Annotated in this window: 16 protein-coding genes and 2 tRNA genes; 2 read left to right on the forward strand and 16 right to left on the reverse strand. The window is 69.6% G+C overall.

The annotated features are described in order from the left end of the window. From G3I41_RS30965 to G3I41_RS31010, 10 genes are all read right to left on the reverse strand, one after another. Nucleotides 1-1,057: CHAD domain-containing protein (locus G3I41_RS30965; protein WP_164403853.1), on the reverse strand; the 1,057-nt coding region annotated here is incomplete at its 3' end. Nucleotides 1,058-1,089: 32 nt separating this feature from the next. Beyond that, nucleotides 1,090-2,280, reverse strand: coding sequence for a rod shape-determining protein RodA (gene rodA, locus G3I41_RS30970; RefSeq protein WP_164403854.1), 1,191 nt, complete (start codon nucleotides 2,278-2,280; stop codon nucleotides 1,090-1,092). After that, on the reverse strand, nucleotides 2,280-4,445 hold the full coding sequence (gene mrdA / locus G3I41_RS30975) for a penicillin-binding protein 2 (protein WP_164403855.1): 2,166 nt from the start codon (nucleotides 4,443-4,445) through the stop codon (nucleotides 2,280-2,282). Before mrdA ends, rodA begins: the two co-directional genes overlap by 1 nt. Nucleotides 4,446-4,494: 49 nt before the next feature. Continuing rightward, nucleotides 4,495-5,160, reverse strand: a complete 666-nt coding sequence (gene mreD, locus G3I41_RS30980; protein WP_164403856.1) for a rod shape-determining protein MreD — start codon at nucleotides 5,158-5,160, stop codon at nucleotides 4,495-4,497. Between the two features lie 11 nt (nucleotides 5,161-5,171). Next, on the reverse strand, nucleotides 5,172-6,206 hold the full coding sequence (mreC, locus tag G3I41_RS30985) for a rod shape-determining protein MreC (protein WP_164403857.1): 1,035 nt from the start codon (nucleotides 6,204-6,206) through the stop codon (nucleotides 5,172-5,174). A gap of 99 nt (nucleotides 6,207-6,305) precedes the next feature. Beyond that, the gene (locus G3I41_RS30990) at nucleotides 6,306-7,325 is read right to left on the reverse strand and encodes a rod shape-determining protein (protein ID WP_018103191.1); all 1,020 of its coding nucleotides are present in this window, start codon (nucleotides 7,323-7,325) and stop codon (nucleotides 6,306-6,308) included. 292 nt (nucleotides 7,326-7,617) lie between these two features. Beyond that, the gene (gene ndk, locus G3I41_RS30995) at nucleotides 7,618-8,031 is read right to left on the reverse strand and encodes a nucleoside-diphosphate kinase (protein ID WP_018103190.1); all 414 of its coding nucleotides are present in this window, start codon (nucleotides 8,029-8,031) and stop codon (nucleotides 7,618-7,620) included. Between the two features lie 93 nt (nucleotides 8,032-8,124). Continuing rightward, a complete protein-coding gene (locus tag G3I41_RS31000) occupies nucleotides 8,125-8,472 on the reverse strand; it encodes a DUF4233 domain-containing protein (RefSeq protein WP_164403858.1) in 348 nt (115 codons plus the stop codon). Nucleotides 8,473-8,474: 2 nt separating this feature from the next. After that, the gene (locus G3I41_RS31005) at nucleotides 8,475-9,995 is read right to left on the reverse strand and encodes a folylpolyglutamate synthase/dihydrofolate synthase family protein (protein WP_164403859.1); all 1,521 of its coding nucleotides are present in this window, start codon (nucleotides 9,993-9,995) and stop codon (nucleotides 8,475-8,477) included. 113 nt (nucleotides 9,996-10,108) lie between these two features. Then, entirely contained in the window at nucleotides 10,109-12,730 is a 2,622-nt protein-coding gene (locus tag G3I41_RS31010; protein ID WP_164403860.1) for a valine--tRNA ligase, read from the reverse strand. 139 nt (nucleotides 12,731-12,869) lie between these two features. Between G3I41_RS31010 and G3I41_RS31015 the strand changes: the two genes are divergently transcribed. Then, nucleotides 12,870-13,865: a hypothetical protein gene (locus tag G3I41_RS31015; RefSeq protein WP_164403861.1), complete on the forward strand. Its 996-nt coding sequence runs from the start codon at nucleotides 12,870-12,872 to the stop codon at nucleotides 13,863-13,865. A 73-nt stretch (nucleotides 13,866-13,938) separates the two neighbouring features. Here the strand turns inward: G3I41_RS31015 and clpX are convergent, their stop codons facing one another. The 5 genes from clpX to G3I41_RS31040 form a co-directional block, all read right to left on the reverse strand. Then, nucleotides 13,939-15,237: an ATP-dependent Clp protease ATP-binding subunit ClpX gene (clpX, locus tag G3I41_RS31020; RefSeq protein WP_018103185.1), complete on the reverse strand. Its 1,299-nt coding sequence runs from the start codon at nucleotides 15,235-15,237 to the stop codon at nucleotides 13,939-13,941. Nucleotides 15,238-15,390: 153 nt separating this feature from the next. Further along, nucleotides 15,391-16,074 (reverse strand): ATP-dependent Clp protease proteolytic subunit, encoded by a 684-nt coding sequence (locus G3I41_RS31025; RefSeq protein ID WP_018518168.1) that lies wholly within the window; start codon nucleotides 16,072-16,074, stop codon nucleotides 15,391-15,393. A gap of 76 nt (nucleotides 16,075-16,150) precedes the next feature. Then, the gene (locus tag G3I41_RS31030) at nucleotides 16,151-16,756 is read right to left on the reverse strand and encodes an ATP-dependent Clp protease proteolytic subunit (RefSeq protein ID WP_203601903.1); all 606 of its coding nucleotides are present in this window, start codon (nucleotides 16,754-16,756) and stop codon (nucleotides 16,151-16,153) included. A gap of 265 nt (nucleotides 16,757-17,021) precedes the next feature. After that, nucleotides 17,022-18,398, reverse strand: a complete 1,377-nt coding sequence (gene tig, locus G3I41_RS31035; protein ID WP_164403863.1) for a trigger factor — start codon at nucleotides 18,396-18,398, stop codon at nucleotides 17,022-17,024. Between the two features lie 165 nt (nucleotides 18,399-18,563). Then, nucleotides 18,564-18,640, reverse strand: a tRNA-Pro gene (locus G3I41_RS31040). A gap of 154 nt (nucleotides 18,641-18,794) precedes the next feature. Here G3I41_RS31040 and G3I41_RS31045 point away from each other — a divergent pair. Continuing rightward, a tRNA-Gly gene (locus tag G3I41_RS31045) sits at nucleotides 18,795-18,865 on the forward strand. Between the two features lie 53 nt (nucleotides 18,866-18,918). Here the strand turns inward: G3I41_RS31045 and G3I41_RS31050 are convergent. Beyond that, a complete protein-coding gene (locus tag G3I41_RS31050; protein WP_018103181.1) occupies nucleotides 18,919-19,113 on the reverse strand; it encodes a hypothetical protein in 195 nt (64 codons plus the stop codon). Nucleotides 19,114-19,137: the final 24 nt, after the last annotated feature.

The following is a 19,137-nucleotide window of genomic DNA, read 5'->3' on the forward strand; positions in this document are numbered from 1 at the left end:
CGGCGAGCAGCGCGTCCAGGGCGCGCAGCAGGTCCAGGTAGCGCGCGGAGTCCAGGGCGGCGGTCGTGCGCCGGTGCGCCTGGCCGCGGCCCACCTCCGACCGGATCCGCAGCCGTGCCTCGGCCGGCCCGATGACCAGCGTGCGGGGCAGCTCAGCGAGCCGGGCGCTCAGCCGGGCGTCCAGGACCTCCTGGTCCCGGTCGACCCCCAGCTCCCCCGCGAGCCACTTCAGCTCGGTGCCCAGGGGGCGGGTGGCCTCGCGGTCGAGGACGCGGCGGTACGTGCGCAGGGCGCTGCGCAGCCGCCGGGTGGCGACGCGCATCGTGTGCACGGAGTCGGGCAGCCCCCGCCGCACGGCCGGGTCGAGCGCCACGACCGCCTCGGCCTGGCGGCGTACGTAGGCGAGGACGTGGTCCCCGGCGGTGCGCGGTTCCGCGGCCTCGCCCTGCTCCGGGGCCCGTCCCGTCTCCGCCAGTGCGCGGGCGAGCTTGGAGTGGGCGGCGGAGGGCCGGATGCCGGCCTCCTCCAGGGCGCGGCCGACGGTGTCGAGGAAGGCGGGGTCACCGTCGTCGGCGAGCTCGGCCTCGATCTCGGTCCAGGCCGCGGTGCGGTCGCCGCCGTGCAGCCGCTCCGCGAGGACCTCGTCCACACTGAGCTCGGCCAGCGGGGTGCCGTCGTCGCCGGTGAGCACGTGGACGTCGCGGACGGACACCAGCCGGACGACGGGGATGACGGGAGCGTCCAGGACCCGGGAGCGGATCAGGGCGGTGAGGCGGTCCGGCACCTGGTCGGAGAGCGGGGCCCTGATCTCGTCGCGGACGCCCTCGGCGACGGGGAGTTTCAGGTGCCAGCCGGCGTCGGAGCCGCCGGTGCGGCGGCGCAGGGTGACGTTCCCGGCGGCGAGGCGCAGGTCCTCGGTGTCGTAGTAGACGGCGTCCAGCTCCATGACGCCCTCGTGCGCGACGGACCCGACGCCGGCCACCCGGCCCAGATCGGGCAGCCGGGTGGCGTCCGTGGCTTCGTACTTCCGCTCGATCTCGCGCTTGGAGTCCGCCATATGACGAATCTAACCCGCCACCGGGAAACCATTCAGGCCGTTATCGGCCGTTGCACCCGGATCGACTGGAGCAGGCCGATGGCCACCCAGACGGCGAACATCGAGGAGCCGCCGTAGGAGACGAACGGCAGCGGCAGTCCGGCGACCGGCATGATGCCGAGCGTCATGCCGATGTTCTCGAAGGACTGGAAGGCGAACCAGGCGATGATCCCGGCGGCGACGACCGTGCCGTAGAGCTCGGTGGTCTCGCGGGCGATGCGGCAGGCGCGCCACAGGACGACGCCGAGCAGGACGAGGATGAGCCCGGCGCCGAGGAAGCCCAGTTCCTCACCGGCGACGGTGAAGACGAAGTCGGTCTGCTGCTCGGGGACGAACTGCCCGGTGGTCTGGGTGCCCTGGAAGAGGCCGGTGCCGTGCAGGCCGCCGGAGCCGATCGCGATACGGGCCTGGTTGGTGTTGTAGCCGACGCCGGCCGGGTCGAGCGCCGGGTTGGCGAACGCGGCGAAGCGGGCGATCTGGTAGTCGTCGAGGAGTCCGAGCTGCCAGATGGCGACCGCTCCGGCCACGCCCGTACCGAGGAGCCCGAAGACCCAGCGGTTGGACGCGCCGGAGGCCAGCAGCACACCGAGCACGATGACGACCATGACCATCACCGAGCCGAGGTCCGGCATCCCCATGACGATGAGCATGGGCAGTGCCGCGAGGCCGAGGGCCTTGGCGACGGTCCGGTGGTCGGGGTGGACCTGGTCGCCGGCGTCGACGCGGGCGGCGAGCAGCATCGCCATGCCCAGGATGATGGTGATCTTGGTGAACTCGGAGGGCTGGATGGAGAAGCCGCCGGGCAGCAGGATCCAGGCGTGGGCGCCGTTGACGGTGGCGCCCAGCGGGGTGAGGACCGCCAGGACGAGGACGACGGACAGCCCGTAGAGGATCGGCACCGCGCCGCGCAGGGTGCGGTGGCCGAGCCAGATCGTGCCGATCATCAGCGCCATGCCGATGCCGGTGTTGAGCGCGTGCCGGAACAGGAAGTAGTACGGGTCGCCGTGGGTCAGCGAGTCGCGCCCCCGGGTCGCCGACCAGACCAGCAGCGAGCCGATGAAGGAGAGCGCGACCGCCGAGCCGAGGAGCGGCCAGTCGAGCCGGCGCACGACGGAGTCGCGGGCCATGAGCCGGCCCCAGCCGGAGCGCTCGGGGCCGTAGCGCGGGACGGAGAATCCGGCCATCAGTCGCGCCTCCCCAGCACGGCGGCGAGCGTCTGCTCGGTGGCCGGCTTCTCCGAGGCGGGGCGGTACGGCTTGATCGTCGGGGCGTCGATGGTGCCGTCCGCCCGGACCTTCGGCAGCCCCTTCTGCGGGGTCGGCAGAAGGGCCTTCTTGAGGTCCTGCTTGCCGGTGGCGTCGAGCCCGTACAGCGCGTTGTAGATGTTGCGGACGGCGGGCCCGGACGCGCCGGAACCCGTACCGCCCTGAGAGATCGTCATGACGATCGAATAGTCCTTGGTGTACGTGGCGAACCAGGAGGTCGTCTGCTTGCCGTAGACCTCGGCGGTACCCGTCTTGGCGTGCATCGGGATCTTGTCCTGCGGCCAGCCGCCGAACCGCCAGGCGGCCGAACCGCGGGTCGCGACACCCGCGAGGGCTTCGTCTATCTCGTCGCGCGTCTTCTTGGTGAAGGGCAGCTTGCCGTGCGACTTGGGGTCGATCGTCTGGACGGTCTTGCCGTCGCCGCTGACGATCGCCTTGCCGACGGTGGGGTCGTAGAGCGTGCCGCCGTTGGAGATGGCCGCGTAGATGGTGGCCATCTGGATCGGGGTGACGAGGGTGTCGCCCTGGCCGATGGAGTAGTTGACGGAGTCACCGGCGCGCATCTTGTCGCCTTCGAGGCAGTTCTCGTAGGCGATCTTCTCGACGTACGTGCCGTCCTTCTTGCCCTGCTTGCACCAGGCGTCGTGGTTGGCCTCGGCGAAGTTCTTCTTCCACTCGCGGTCCGGGACGCGGCCGCTGACCTCGTTGGGGAGGTCGATGCCGGTCTCCTTGCCCAGGCCGAACTGGTGGGCGGTCTTGTAGAACCAGTCCTTGGGGTGCTTCTTGGGGTTGTTGCCGCCGTCCTTCGCCCACTCCTTGTGCGCGATGCCGTAGTACACGGTGTCGCAGGAGACCTCCAGGGCGCGGCCGATGGTGATGTCGCCGTAGCCCTGGGACTCGTAGTTGGTGAAGGTCTGCCCGCCGATGGAGTACGAGCTGGGGCAGGGGTAGTGGCCGTCGAAGGGGTACCCGGCGTTGACCGCGGCGGTCGAGGAGATGACCTTGAAGATCGAGCCGGGGGCGGCCTGCCCCTGGATGGCCCGGTTCAGCAGCGGGAAGTTGGACTTCTTGCCGGTGAGCTTGGCGTAGTCCTTGGCGGAGATGCCGCCGACCCAGGCGTTCGGGTCGTAGTTGGGCAGGGACGCCATGGCGACGACGCGGCCGGTCTTGGCCTCCATGACGACGACCGCGCCGGAGTCCGCCTTGTAGTTCTCGCCGGTGTTGTGGTCGAACTCCTGGCGGGCCTTCTTCATGGCGTCGTTGAGCTCGTACTCGGCGACGGCCTGGACGCGGGCGTCGATCGAGGTGACGACGCTGGCCCCGGCCTCCGCCTCGTCGTTCTTGGCCTGGCCGATGACCCGGCCCAGGTTGTCGACCTCGTAGCGGGTGACGCCCGCCTTGCCGCGCAGCTCCTTGTCGTAGGTGCGCTCCAGGCCGGAGCGGCCGACCATGTCGGAGCGCAGGTAGGGCGAGTCGCTGTCCTGGGCCTTGGTGATCTCCTCGTCGGTGACGGGCGAGAGGTAGCCGAGGACCTGGGCGGTGTTGGCCTTGCCGGGCGCCGCGTAGCGGCGGACCGCGGTGGGCTCGGCGGTGATGCCGGGGAAGTCCTCGGCGCGTTCGCGGATCGTCAGGGCCTGCTGGGTGGTGGCCTCGTCGGTGACCGGGATCGGCTGGTAGGGCGAGCCGTTCCAGCAGGGCTGCGGGGTCTTGGCGTCGCAGAGCCGGACCTTGTCGAAGACGTCCTTCGGCTTCATGTCGAGTACGCCGGCGAGCCGGGTGAGCACGGCTTTGCCGTCGTCGTCCGTCTTCAGCAGCTCGGTGCGGCTGGCGGAGACGACGAGGCGGGTCTCGTTGTCGGCGAGCGGGACGCCGCGCGCGTCCAGGATGGAGCCGCGGGCGGCGGGCTGGACGACCTGCTGGACGTGGTTGTTCTTCGCCTCGTCCGAGTACTCCTGGCCGTTGCGGATCTGGAGGTACCAGAGGCGGCCGCCGAGGGTGAGGAGCAGCGAGAAGACGAGGACCTGGATGACGATCAGCCGGATCTGGACGCGCTGGGTGCGGCCCGTCTCGGGGATGTTGCTCACGGGGCGCCCCCGGTGGTGGTCCGGGGGCGGGGCCCGGCGGAATGCTGCCTCACAGTCGCTTGACTCCCTTGATCCGTCCGGCGCGTGCCGCCCGGTTGCGGGCCGCCTTCACGCGCAGTCCGCCGCGCTGGCTGCCGATCCGCAGCCCGGTCCCGGCCGCCAGCCAGCCGGCCGCCACGTCGCCGCGCCCCGAGGAGGACTCGGTGACGGGGTCGTTCACGGTACGTCTGGCGAGCGCCATGATCAGCGGCACGGTGAACGGCGCCAGGAGGAGGTCGTACACCGCGGCGGTGAACAGCAGGCTGCCGAGGCCCACGTGCCGGGCCGCCGTGTCGCCGACCAGCGCGCCGACGCCGGCGTACAGCAGGGTCGACCCGATCGCCGCGGCGACGACCACGGCCATCGGCAGGAACGCGGACTTCAGCTGCCCGTTCTCCGGCCGGGCCAGGCCCGCGAGGTAGCCGATGACGCAGAGGACCAGGGCGTAGCGCCCGGCGGCGTGGTCGGCCGGGGGCGCCAGGTCCGCGAGGAGGCCGGCGCCGAAGCCGATGAGGGCGCCCGCGACGTGCCCGTACACGAAGGCCAGGCCGAGGACGACCATGAGGAGCAGGTCGGGCACGGCGCCGGGGAGCTGGAGCCGGGCGAGCACGGAGACCTGGACGACGAGGGCGAAGACGACCAGAACGATGGAGAGCAGGGTCCGGTTGACGTGCATGGGGATCAGCTCTACCTCTGTTCGTTGACCGCGTTGTCGGCGTTCGGAGTGGCGTTCCCGCTGGGGTCCGGGTCGGGGCTCTCGTGGATGTTGCCGACCACGTTGCCCTCGGTGTCCACGATGTCGCCGTTGGGCGAGATGGTCACGGTGACGGTCGGGGTGGGCTTCGGTTTGGCGGGCGCCTTCGGCTTCTTCGGCAGGACCATGTCGCGGGGGTCCTCGCGCGGGGCCTGGACGACGATGCCGACGATGTCCAGCTTGGTGAAGGAGACGTACGGGCGTACGTAGACGGTCCGGGTGAGGTCGCCGCCCGAGGGGTCGACACGGACGACCTCGCCGACCGGGACTCCGGGCACGAACGGCTTGTCCTTGCTGGAGCCGAACGTGACGAGCCGGTCGCCCTTCTTGACCCGGGCCTTGCCGTTCAGGAACTGCACCGCCAGCGGGCGCGAGCCCTGGCCGGTGGCGAAGCCCAGCTCGTCGGTGGACTCCATCCGGGTGCCGACGGTGAAGTCCGGATCGTTGGCAAGGAGGATCGTGGAGGTGTCCGGGCCGACGGTGGTGACGCGGCCGACGAGCCCGTCCCCGTTGAGGACGGTCATGTCGCGCTTGACGCCGTCCTTGGTGCCGGCGTCGATGGTGACCGTCCAGGAGAAGCCCTGGGCCGCTCCTATGGCGATGACCTCGGCCGCCTTGATGCCGTACTGGCCGGTGGCCGACTTCTTCAGCATCTCGTCCAGCTGGCGGACCCGGCTGCGGTTGCGGTCGTCGCTGCCGAGCTTGGCCTTCAGCTCGGCGTTCTGCTTCTCCAGCGCGGCGATCTTGTCGTGGCGGCTGCCGGAGGCGCGGACCGCCCCTATGGCGTTGCCCACCGGGTCGACCGCCGACGCCACGCCGTTCTCCACGGGTCCGAAGACCGTGGCGGCGGCCTGCCGGGCGCCGTCCACCGGTGACGCCTCACCACCGCGGATGTCCACCGTGATCAATGCGAACGCGATGGCGATCAGCAGCACCAGGAGCAGCCGGCTCTCTCGTGTGTCCCTCACAGTGCGGCGGCCGTGCCTTCCTCGTAGGAATGATCGTGCCTGTATGGCGGCGGTCCCCCGCGCGGAGCGGCAGCGTCCGCGCGGAGGGCCGTGCGGTTACTACCGTCGGGGCTGGGCGTCCAGGACCTGCTGGAGCGCCTCGAACTCCTCGACGCACTTGCCGGAGCCGAGCGCCACCGAGTCCAGCGGGTCCTCGGCGATGTGGATCGGCATGCCCGTCTCGTTGCGCAGCCGCTCGTCCAGGCCGCGCAGGAGCGCGCCGCCGCCGGTGAGGACGATGCCGCGGTCCATGACGTCGCCGGACAGCTCCGGCGGGCACTTGTCGAGCGTCGTCTTGACCGCGTCGACGATCGCGTTGACCGGCTCCTCGATGGCCTTGCGGACCTCACCGGCCGAGATGACGACGGTCTTGGGGAGGCCCGAGACCAGGTCGCGGCCCCGGATCTCGGTGTGCTCGTCCTTCTCCAGGTCGTACGCCGAGCCGATGGTGATCTTGATCTGTTCGGCGGTGCGCTCCCCGAGGAGGAGGGAGTACTCCTTCTTGATGTGCTGGATGATCGCGTTGTCCAGCTCGTCACCGGCGACCCGGATGGACTGGGCGGTGACGATCCCGCCGAGCGAGATCACCGCGACCTCGGTGGTGCCGCCGCCGATGTCGACCACCATGTTGCCGGTGGCCTCGTGGACCGGGAGGCCCGAGCCGATGGCCGCCGCCATGGGCTCCTCGATGATGTGCACCTGGCGGGCACCGGCCTGCGTCGACGCCTCGATCACGGCGCGTCGCTCGACCCCGGTGATGCCGGAGGGCACGCAGACCACGACCCGGGGGCGGGCCAGGTAGCGGCGCTTGTGGATCTTCAGGATGAAGTAGCGGAGCATCCGCTCCGTGATCTCGAAGTCGGCGATCACGCCGTCCTTCAGGGGCCGTACGGCGACGATGTTGCCGGGCGTACGGCCGATCATCTTCTTGGCCTCGGCGCCGACCGCCAGAATTCCGCCGGTGTTGGTGTTGATGGCCACGACGGACGGCTCGTTCAGGACGATGCCGCGCCCCCTGACGTACACCAGCGTGTTGGCAGTCCCGAGGTCGATAGCCATGTCACGGCCGATGAACGACATTGAGTTCCCCTTGTTCCCCATGAGGATGCGTCGGGCCTCCCAAGTGAAAGCCGTGATGGCTTGATTTGGTAGGCAGGATGGGCGCTGCAAGCGTGGAAGGTTCCATCGTAGTGCCGGATGTGCCGGCACAGCGCGAGGGTACGCCGCCTTGCTGGGCAGAACGGGTGGCCGTTCCACTCATGGTGACGTTACGTCGGGGGGATGCGTTCCCGCGATCGGACACCCTATGCCGAAGGGCGACCGAATTAATTCGGTCGCCCCAGGTGGCGAGCGCTGTTCGGCTGATCCGGGTTCAGGAGAGTCCGGGGAAGAACAGTTTCATTTCCCGCTCCGCGGACTCCTCCGAGTCCGAGGCGTGGATGAGGTTCTCCCGGGTGATCGTGCCGAAGTCACCGCGGATCGAGCCGGGCGCGGCGGCGATCGGGTCGGTGGGGCCGGCCAGGGCGCGGACGCCCTCGATGACCCGCTCGCCTTCGGCCACCAGGGCGACGATCGGACCCGACTGCATGAACTCGACCAGCGGCTCGTAGAACGGGCGGCCCACGTGCTCGGCGTAGTGCTGTTCCAGCGTGGCGCGGTCCAGGGTACGCAGTTCCAGCGCCGTGATCTTCCAGCCGGCCTTGCGCTCGATGCGGCCGACGATCTCGCCGACCAGACCGCGACGGACGGCGTCGGGCTTGAGAAGAACGAGGGTGCGCTGGGTCATGTGCGGCTCCTTGCAGGCATACGGGTGCGGTGAGGCGACATTACAGGGGCCCGGCGAGTCGCCCGCCGCCGGGTTTGCCGTGGTGCGCGCCGGTCAGGCGGTGTCCGCCTCGGCCTGGGCCGCCCAGCGGGCCTTCACCTCGTCGATCCGGCGGCCGTAGTGCACCGAGGCCCACCACAGCGCGCCGAAGGCGACGCCCAGGACGAACATCACCGGGATCACGAAGCCGCTCGCGACCAGCGCCACCTGGAGGGCCCAGCCGAGCTGGACGCCGCCGGGCCGGGTGAGCATGCCGCAGAGCAGCACGGAGAGGAGCATCCCGATGCCGCACACCGTCCAGACCGTGGCGTTCGACAGGTCGTCGGACTTCATCGCGACGAGACCGGCGAACCCGATCACGAAGAACTCGCCGATCAGCGTGGAGGCACAGAGCATGCGCATGGTCAGCGCCTTCCCAGGAGCAGCCGGGCCTCGCCGACCGTGATCACGGAACCGGTCACCAGGACGCCGGCGCCCGCGTACTCGTCCTCTTCCTCGGCGAGCGTGATCGCCGCCTCCAGCGCGTCGTCGAGCCGGGGTTCGACCTGCACCCGGTCGTGGCCGAAGACCTCGACGGCGACGGCCGCGAGGGCGTCGGCGTCCATGGCGCGCTCGGTGGAGTTCTGCGTGACGACGACCTCGGCGAAGATCGGCTCGAAGGCTTCCAGGAGCCCCCGCACGTCCTTGTCGCCGCTGGCGCCGACCACCCCGATCAGCCGGGAGAAGCCGAACGCCTCGGACAGGCCCTCGGCGGTGGCGCGGGCCCCCGCCGGGTTGTGCGCGGCGTCCAGGACGACGGTCGGGCTGGAGCGGACGACTTCGAGGCGGCCGGGCGAGATCACCGAGGCGAACGCGGAGCGCACGATGTCGGCGTCCAGCGCACCGGCCTGCTCGGCGCCGACGCCGAAGAACGCCTCGACCGCGCAGAGCGCCACCACCGCGTTGTGCGCCTGGTGGGCGCCGTACAGCGGGAGGAAGACGTTGTCGTACTCGCCGCCGAGGCCGCGCAGGGTCAGCAGCTGGCCGCCGACCGCGATCTCCCGGGAGACCACGCCGAACTCCATGCCCTCGCGGGCCACGGTGGCGTCGGCCTCGACGGCCTTCTTGAGCATGACCTGGGCGGCGTCGACGGGCTGCTGGGCCAGGATGACCGTGGCGCCCTGCTTGATGATCCCGGACTTCTCGGTCGCGATCTCGCCGGGCGTGGAGCCCAGGCGGTCGGTGTGGTCCAGCGAGATGGGGGTGACGACGGCGACCGAGGCGTCGATGACGTTGGTCGCGTCCCAGGTGCCGCCCATGCCGACCTCGACCACGGCGACGTCGACCGGCGCGTCGGCGAAGGCCGCGTACGCCATGCCGGTCAGCACCTCGAAGAAGGACAGCCGGTAGGGCTGCTGGGCGTCGACCATCTCGACGTACGGCTTGATGTCCTCGTACGTGGAGATGAACCGCTCCGGGTCCACCGGGGCGCCGTCCAGGCTGATCCGCTCGGTGATCGACTGGACGTGCGGCGAGGTGTAGCGGCCGGTGCGCAGGTCGAAGGCGCCGAGCAGGGCCTCGATCATGCGGGCGGTGCTCGTCTTGCCGTTGGTGCCGGTGATGTGGATCGAGGGGTACGCGCGCTGCGGCTCGCCGAGCACGTCCATCAGGGCGGCGATCCGCGTGACGGACGGCTCCAGCTTGGTCTCGCCCCAGCGGCCCGCGAGCTCCTGCTCCACCGCGCGCAGCGCCTTGTCGACCTCGGGGTCGGCGGGGCGGGCGGGGAGCTCCTCGGCACGGGGCGGTCCGGAGGCGGCGCGCAGCGTGCGGCTCCCGGCCTCGATCACCGCCAGGTCGGGGTCGCGCTGGGTCGCTTCGTCCACGATCTCCGCGAAGGTGTCGTCGGGGTCGGACGCGTCGGGCCGGTCGGGGCGGGGCTCACTCACGGGCCCCAGTCTACGGATGGCGTCGGACATCGCGCGCAGCCGCCCGGGGGCCGGACACGCCGGAGCCCCCGCGCCCCTCGGGTGAAGGGGTGCGGGGGCTCCGGGGCGTCGTCTCAGCTCTGCGGCAGGGCCGCCAGCTGGCCGGTGATGCGCTCGATGTCGGCCTCGGCCTTGGTGAGCCGGCCGCGGATCTTGTCGACCACGTTGTCCGGGGCCTTGGCGAGGAACGCCTCGTTGCCGAGCTTGCCCTCGGCCTGGCCCTTCTCCTTGCGGGCGGCCTCCAGGTCCTTCGTCAGCCGCTTGCGCTCGGCGTCCACGTCGATCGTGCCCGACAGGTCCAGGGCGACGGTCGCCCCGGCGACGGGCAGCGAGGCGGTGGCGTGGAAGCCGTCGCCGGCCGGCTGGAGCCTCAGCAGCTGCCGCATGGCCGACTCGTGCGGGGCGAGCGGGGTGCCGGTCAGGGTGAGCTCGGCCGGGACCTTCTGGCCGGGCTGGAGGCCCTGGTCGGAGCGGAAGCGGCGCACCTCGGTGACGACCTGCTGGACGAGCTCGATCTCCTGCTCGGCGGCGTCGTCGCGGAAGCCCGAGTCCTTCGGCCAGTCCGCGATGACGACGGACTCGCGGCCGGTGAGCGCGGTCCACAGGGTCTCGGTGACGAAGGGGACGACGGGGTGCAGCAGGCGCAGCATCACGTCGAGGACCTCGCCCAGGACCCGGCCGGAGACCTCGGCCGGACGGCCGCCGCCGAAGAACGTGGTCTTGGACAGCTCGACGTACCAGTCGAAGACCTCGTCCCAGGCGAAGTGCCGCAGCGCCTCGCTGAGCTTGGAGAACTGGAAGTCCTCGTAGTACGCGTCGACTTCGGCGACCGTCTTGTTCAGGCGGGAGAGGATCCAGCGGTCGGTCACCGACATCTCGTCGGCGGACGGCAGCTCGCCCTCGATCGTCGCCCCGTTCATCAGGGCGAACCGGGTCGCGTTCCAGATCTTGTTGGAGAACTTCGCGGAACCCTGGACCCAGTCCTCGCCGATCGGGACGTCGGTGCCCGGGTTGGCGCCGCGCGCGAGCGTGAAGCGCAGGGCGTCGGAGCCGTACTTGTCCATCCAGTCCAGCGGGTTGACGACGTTGCCGAAGGACTTCGACATCTTCTTGCCGTGCTCGTCGCGGACCATCCCGTGCAGGACGATCTTCTCGAACGGCGGGACGTCCTTGTTGACGTACAGGCCGAACATCATCATCCGGGCGACCCAGAAGAAGAGGATGTCGTAGCCGGTGACCAGGACGGAGTTCGGATAGAACTTCGCGAGGCTCTCGGTCTGTTCCGGCCAGCCGAGCGTGGAGAACGGCCAGAGGCCGGAGGAGAACCAGGTGTCCAGGACGTCGCTGTCCTGGGTCCAGCCCTCGCCGGTGGGCGGCTCCTCGTCGGGGCCGACGCAGACCATCTCGCCGTCGGGGCCGTGCCAGACGGGGATGCGATGGCCCCACCAGAGCTGGCGCGAGATGCACCAGTCGTGGAGGTTGTCGACCCAGTCGAAGTAGCGCTTCTCCATCTCCTGGGGGTGGATCTGGACCTTGCCGTCGCGGACGGCGTCACCGGCCGCCTTGGCGAGCGGGGCGACCTTGACCCACCACTGCATGGAGAGCCGGGGCTCGACGGTGGTCTTGCAGCGCGAGCAGTGGCCGACGGAGTGGACGTACGGCCGCTTCTCGGCGACGATCCGGCCCTCGGCGCGCAGGGCGGCGACGATCGCGGAGCGGGCCTCCATCCGGTCCAGGCCCTCGAAGGGGCCGGGGACGGTGATGACCGCGCGCTCGTCCAGGACGGTGAGGAAGGGCAGGTCGTGGCGCTGCCCGATCTCGAAGTCGTTCGGGTCGTGGGCGGGGGTGACCTTGACGGCACCGGTACCGAACGACGGGTCGACGTGGTGGTCGGCGACGACGGGGATGGTGCGGTCGGTCAGCGGCAGCCTGATCTGCTTGCCGACCAGGTGCTTGTACCGCTCGTCGTCGGGGTGGACGGCGACGGCGGTGTCACCCAGCATCGTCTCGGCGCGGGTGGTGGCGACGACGATGGTCTCCTCGCCCTCGCCGTACGTCATGGAGACGAGCTCGCCGTCGTCCTCCTGGTACTCGACCTCGATGTCCGAGATCGCGGTGAGGCACCGGGGGCACCAGTTGACGATGCGCTCACGGCGGTAGATGAGCTCGTCGTCGTACATCCGCTTGAAGATGGTCTGGACGGCCTTGGACAGGCCCTCGTCCATCGTGAACCGCTCGCGGGTCCAGTCGACGCCTTCGCCGAGTCGGCGCATCTGGCCGGAGATCTGGCCGCCGGACTCGTTCTTCCACTGCCAGACGCGCTCGACGAACGCCTCGCGGCCCAAGTCGTGGCGGGACTTGCCCTCCTTGCCGAGTTCGCGTTCGACGACGTTCTGGGTGGCGATGCCGGCGTGGTCCATGCCCGGCTGGTACAGCGCCTCGAAGCCCTGCATGCGCTTGCGGCGGACGAGGGCGTCGATCAGCGTGTGCTCGAAGGCGTGGCCCAGGTGCAAGGAGCCGGTGACGTTCGGCGGCGGGATGACGATCGTGAACGGCGGCTTGTCGCTCTTGGCGTCCGCCTCGAAGTACCCGCGTTCTACCCAGCGCTCGTACAGCTTCCCCTCTACCTCGGCCGGCGTGTACTGGGTCGGCAGTTCGGGGTTGCTGGCTGGCTGCTGCGCTGGGTTCTCGGTCACGCGGACAGTTTAGAGCCGTCACAGGAGTGCACTGAAACCGGTTTGTTCCGTAACGGTGTGCCTCCCGGTGGTCCGCGCGCGCGAGCCTTCCGTCAGGATGTTCGCAACGCGTAAGTATCACGAACAGGGGACACCGCAGATGAGCTACAACCAGCCGGGTCCGTACGGTGGCCAGCCGCCGCAGGGCCAGCCCGGACCGTACGGCCAGCAGCCGGGCCCGTACGGCGGTCAGCCGCCGCAGGGCCAGCCCGGCTACGGCTACCCGCAGCAGGCCCCCCAGGGCGTCCCGCCCCAGCAGCAGCCCCAGCCGGGTTACGGCTACCCGCAGGCGCAGCCGCCGGGCCCGTACGGGCAGCAGCCGCCCACCCCGCCGTACGGCGGCCAGCCGGCCTACGGGCAGCAGCCGGGCTTCCCCCCGCCGGCCCCGCAGAAGAAGAAGACGGGCCTGATCGTGACGGCGGCGGTCGTGGCGCTGGCGGTCGTCGCGGGCGGCGTCTACTACTTCACGTCGGGCGACGGCGGTTCCTCCGTCGCGTCCTCCACCAAGGGTTACAAGCTGACGCCGCCGGAGTCGGTGGGCGAGTACAAGCACGACAAGACCGACTCCGACAACAAGACCGGACCGCTGACCGGCAAGGAAAAGACCGAGACCGAGGCGATGGGCGTCAAGTCGCCCGTCGAGGCCAGCACCGTCTACGGCAGCGGGGACATCGACAAGAACCCGCTGACCGCGAAGATGCTGATGCTCAAGGGCGTCTGGGGCCAGGTCGACGACCCGGAGAAGACGCTGGACGCGGCCTTCGCCAGCGCGAAGAAGTCGATGATCGAGGACGAGGGTGACGACGAGACCGAGGTCTCGCTCGTCGGCTCCCCCGAAGCCGTCAGTCCCAAGGACTTCGACGGGGCGCTGATGAAGTGCCAGACATTCAAGACGGTCAACAAGAAGGCCGACGGGTCCGTGCAGAACGGGCCCAAGGAGATCCTCATGCCGGCGTGCATCTGGACCGACTACAGCACGGTCGGCATCGTCATCGCCGTCGACCTCGGCGCGGCCATGACCAACAAGAGCATGCCGACCGAGGAAGTCGCCGACCTCGCGGCCAAGCTCTACAACACCTCCCGCACCAAGATCTGACCCGCGGCAGCACGAAGGGGCGCCCGGCCGGTTCGAACCGGCCGGGCGCCCCTTCGCATGCGTCACACCCGCGTTACGCGGACTTCTCGTGGCGGCCCTCGTCGCCCTTGCCGATCGTGCGCGGCTCGCGCGGGACCAGCGTCGGGTTGACGTTGTTGCGGACCACGTCGGCGGTGATGACCACGCGGGCGACGTCCTTGCGGGACGGGACCTCGTACATCACCGACTGGAGGACCTCCTCCATGATCGCGCGCAGGCCGCGCGCGCCGGTCTGGCGCAGGATCGCCTGGTCGGCGATGGCTTCCAGCGCCTCACGCTCGAAGTCCAGCTCCACGCCGTCGAGTTCGAACAGGCGCTGGTACTGCTTGACCAGGGCGTTGCGCGGCTCGATGAGGATCTGGAGCAGGGCCTCGCGGTCCAGGTTGTGGACCGAGGTCAGGACGGGGAGGCGGCCGATGAACTCGGGGATCATCCCGAACTTCACCAGGTCCTCCGGCATGACCTCCTGGAACTGGTCGCTGGCCTGGATCTCCCGCTTGGAGCGGATCGTGGCGCCGAAGCCGATGCCCTTGGCGCCGGCCCGGGACTCGATGATCTTCTCCAGGCCGGAGAACGCGCCGCCCACGATGAACAGCACGTTCGTCGTGTCGATCTGGATGAACTCCTGGTGCGGGTGCTTGCGGCCGCCCTGGGGCGGCACGGAGGCGGTGGTGCCCTCCAGGATCTTCAGCAGCGCCTGCTGGACGCCCTCGCCGGAGACGTCACGGGTGATCGACGGGTTCTCGCTCTTGCGGGCCACCTTGTCGATCTCGTCGATGTAGATGATCCCGGTCTCGGCCTTCTTGACGTCGTAGTCGGCGGCCTGGATCAGCTTCAGCAGGATGTTCTCGACGTCCTCGCCGACATAGCCGGCCTCCGTCAGCGCCGTCGCGTCCGCGATGGCGAACGGGACGTTGAGCATGCGGGCCAGCGTCTGCGCGAGAAGCGTCTTGCCGGAGCCCGTGGGGCCCAGCAGCAGGATGTTGGACTTGGCGAGCTCGATCGCGTCGTCGCGGCCCGCCCCGCCGCCGTTCTCGCCGGCCTGGACCCGCTTGTAGTGGTTGTACACAGCGACCGAGAGGGCCTTCTTCGCGGGCTCCTGCCCGACGACGTACCCCTCGAGGAACTCGTAGATCTCGCGGGGCTTGGGAAGTTCTTCCCAGCGGACCTCGCTCGTCTCGGCGAGCTCCTCCTCGATGATCTCGTTGCAGAGATCGATGCACTCGTCGCAGATGTACACACCGGGACCCGCGATGAGCTTCTTCACCTGCTTCTGGCTCTTTCCGCAGAACGAGCACTTGAGCAGGTCGCCGCCATCACCGATGCGTGCCACGAGGTGCTTCCCCTTCGCCTGGGAGACGCCTGGTTCAGCGGCTCCTGTGCCTCTATCCGACGGTACCTTGCCCGGCCCCCCATTCGGGCCCCCCTTGGCACGGTTCACACGGCCGGAACCGGGTGCCGCACCGTGCCAAGGGGACAGGGCGTGTCAGGCGAGCGCGCCGGCCGCGCTCTTGCGGGTCGACACGATCTGGTCGACCAGGCCGTAGGCCAGCGAGTCCTCGGCGGTGAGGATCTTGTCGCGCTCGATGTCGTCGCGGATCTTCTCGATCGGCGTGGTGGAGTGCTTGGCCAGCAGCTCCTCCAGCTGGGTCCGCATGCGCAGGATCTCGTTGGCCGCGATCTCCAGGTCGGAGAGCTGCTCGCGGCCGGTCTGCGAGGACGGCTGGTGGATCAGCACGCGGGCGTTCGGCAGGGCCATGCGCTTGCCCGGGGTGCCGGCGGCGAGCAGGACCGCGGCGGCGGAGGCCGCCTGGCCCATGCAGACCGTCTGGATGTCCGGCTTCACGAACTGCATCGTGTCGTAGATCGCGGTGAGCGCGGTGAACGAGCCGCCGGGGCTGTTGATGTAGATGGAGATGTCCCGGTCCGGGTCCATCGACTCCAGGCACAGCAGCTGCGCCATGACGTCGTTCGCGGACGCGTCGTCGATCTGCACGCCGAGGAAGATCACGCGCTCCTCGAAGAGCTTCGCGTACGGGTCGTACTCGCGCACGCCCTGCGAGGTGCGCTCCACGAAGCGCGGCACGATGTAGCGGTTGTCCACCTGCGGGCCCGTGTAGAGGCCGCTCGCGGAGGCGCCGGGGAAGTTGTTCATGTGGGTGTTCACCATCCTGGTGGCGTTCTGTGGCTGGGTGTCTCGGCGTACGAGAGATGCGGTGCGTACGGGCGCTGTCCGGGGGGCCGGATCAGGCGCCGGTGCCGCCGCCGCCCGGAACGCCCGACGCGATCGAGATGATCTCGTCAATGAGGCCGTACTCCTTGGCCTCCTCCGCGGTGTACCAGCGGTCGCGGTCGCCGTCGCGGATGATCGTCTCCACGGTCTGGCCGGAGTGGCGGGCGGTGATCTCCGCCATGCGCTGCTTGGTGCGCAGCAGGTACTGGGCCTGGATCTTGATGTCCGAGGCGGTACCGCCGATGCCGGCCGATCCCTGGTGCATGAGGATGTCGGTGTTGGGGAGCGCGAAGCGCTTGCCGGCGGTGCCGCCGGTGAGCAGGAACTGGCCCATCGAGGCCGCCATGCCCATACCGATGGTGACGACGTCGTTCGGGATGTACTGCATGGTGTCGTAGACCGCCATGCCGGCCGTCACCGAACCGCCGGGGCTGTTGATGTAGAGGTAGATGTCCTTCTCGGGCTCGGCCGCGAGGAGGAGGAGCTGCGCGGTGATCTTGTTGGCGATGTCATCGTCCACCTGCTGGCCGAGGAAGATGATGCGCTCGCCGAGCAGCCGGCTGTAGACCTGGTCACCGAGGCCACCACCGAGGGACGGCTCTCCGGCGGCGTAGGGCATCAGATTCGTCACGTATCCACCTGCTCGTCTCTGACGGCTCCGGCCGTCTCAGCGTCTTCGTACCGGGCGGGCCGGGACTACCCGACCCTTCCTCTTCATGGACCCTAACGCGCAGGTGGAACAACGCCATCCCGCTTCCGCGACTGTTCGCTGGGAGCGCAAGGTCCGCAGCTGGCACAAGGGTTGTGGCGTCACGTCCGCCGGTACGACGACGGGCTCCGGACGCGGTGGCGTCCGGAGCCCGTCGTGCGGGTCAGCGCGAGGCTCAGGCCTCGGTCTTCTCCTCGGCGGCGGCCTCGGCGGCCTCCGTGGTCTCCTCCGCCGCGTCCTCGTCGTCCTCCAGCTCGACGACCTCACCGTTGGTGTCGACCACCTTGGCGGCCTCGACCACGACGGCGAGCGCCTTGCCGCGGGCGACCTCGCCGACGAGCATCGGCACCTGGCCGCCCTCGACGACGGCCTGGGCGAACTGGTCCGGGCTCATGCCGGAGGAGGCCGCACGCCGCATGAGGTGCTCGGTGAGCTCCTCCTGGTTGACGTTCAGCTTCTCCTTGTTGACGAGCTCGTCCAGGATGAACTGGGTCTTGATGCCCTTGACGGCCTGCTCGGAGGTCTCGGCCTCGAACTCCTCGGCGGTCTTGCCCTGGATCTCCAGGTACTTGTCGAGGGTGAGCCCCATCTGGCCGAGCTGGTGGTGCTCCAGGTTGTGCTTGCGGGTCTGGACCTCGTCCGCGAGCAGCTTCTCCGGGATCGGGACCTCGGCGAGCTTCAGCAGCTCCTCCAGGACGCGCTCCTGGGCCTGGGTGGCCTGGTCGTACTGCTTGGTGTTCTCGAGGCGCGTGCGGCTGTCGGCCTTCAGCTCCTCCAGCGTGTCGAACTCGCTGGCCATCTGGGCGAAGTCGTCGTCCAGCTCGGGGAGCTCGCGGGCGGCGACGGCGGTGACCTTGACGGTGACCTCGGCGTCCTTGCCCTCGGCGGAGCCGCCCTTCAGCTGCGAGGTGAAGGTGGCCTCGCCACCGGCCTCCAGGCCGGTCACGGCCTCGTCGATGCCGTCGAGGAGCTCGCCGGAACCGATGGTGTACGAGACACCCTCGGCCACGCCGTCCTCCAGGATCTCGCCGTCGACCTTGGCCTCCAGGTCGATCGTGACGACGTCGCCCTCGGCGGCGGCGCGCTCGACCGGGTTGGTGGAGGCGAAGCGGTCGCGCAGCTGCTCGACGGCCTTGTCGACCTCCTCGTCGGTGACCTCGATGGCGTCGACGGTGACCTCGATGCCGGAGTAGTCCGGGATCTCGATCTCGGGGCGCACGTCCACCTCGGCGGTGAAGGCCAGCAGCTCGCCGTCCTTCAGCTCCGTGATGTCGACCTCGGGCTGGCCGAGGACGTTGAGCTCACCCTCGTTCACGGCCTCGGTGTAGAACTTCGGGAGCGCGTCGTTGACGGCCTCCTCCAGCACCGCACCACGGCCGAACCGCTGGTCGATGACCCGGCTGGGGATCTTGCCCTTGCGGAACCCCTTCACCGTGACCTGCTGGTTGATCTTCTTGTACGCCGCGTCGAGGCTGTCCTTGAGCTCCTCGAAGGGCACCTCGATGCTGAGCCGAACCCGGGTCGGGTTCAGGGTCTCCACGGCGCTCTTCACGGTTCGGTCTCCTTGGTGGCTGACTTCTTGGGGTTCTGCTCCGCCGCACGGGGGGCGGCTTCGCGGACCGAGCCCGGTACATCAGACACACGGGCACGCATTTTGCATAGTAACGGCAAGGGGGAGAACTCCCGTAACGCGATCATGTCCACGCGATCTTGCCGGTGGTCGGGGTGGCCGGATTCGAACCGACGACCTTCCGCTCCCAAAGCGGACGCGCTACCAAGCTGCGCCACACCCCGTCGGTGCGACACGTAGGGTACATGCAGCAAGGCACCGTGCCCGCCGCTTTCGGCGGGGCGTCGGCCCGGGTCGTCCAGGGGTGTGCGGGCAGCGCCCGCGACCCGCTACGATGCTTGTCGTGCCGCGGTCCGCGTGACCTGCGGTGCCGCGTCTGCGGGCGTAGCTCAATGGTAGAGCCCTAGTCTTCCAAACTAGCTACGCGGGTTCGATTCCCGTCGCCCGCTCCGATCGACGAAGGGCCCGGTCCGGTGGACCGGGCCCTTCGTGTCGCGGTCGCTCAGAAGTTGATCTGGCCCACCGAGTCGATGATCGAGTGCATGAACCGGTTGATCGACGGCCCCATGCCCGTCGGCGCCAGGAAGAAGCCGAAGAGCGCCGCGACTATCGCGGGGCCGGCCTTGATGGAACCGCTCCGGATCATGACGACCAGGACGATTCCCAACAGAAGCACCACAGACAACGAAATGGCCACGACTGCTCACACCCTCGGTCGGTC

The organism is Streptomyces sp. SID9727, assembly GCF_010550605.1.
GTDB lineage: Bacteria > Actinomycetota > Actinomycetes > Streptomycetales > Streptomycetaceae > Streptomyces.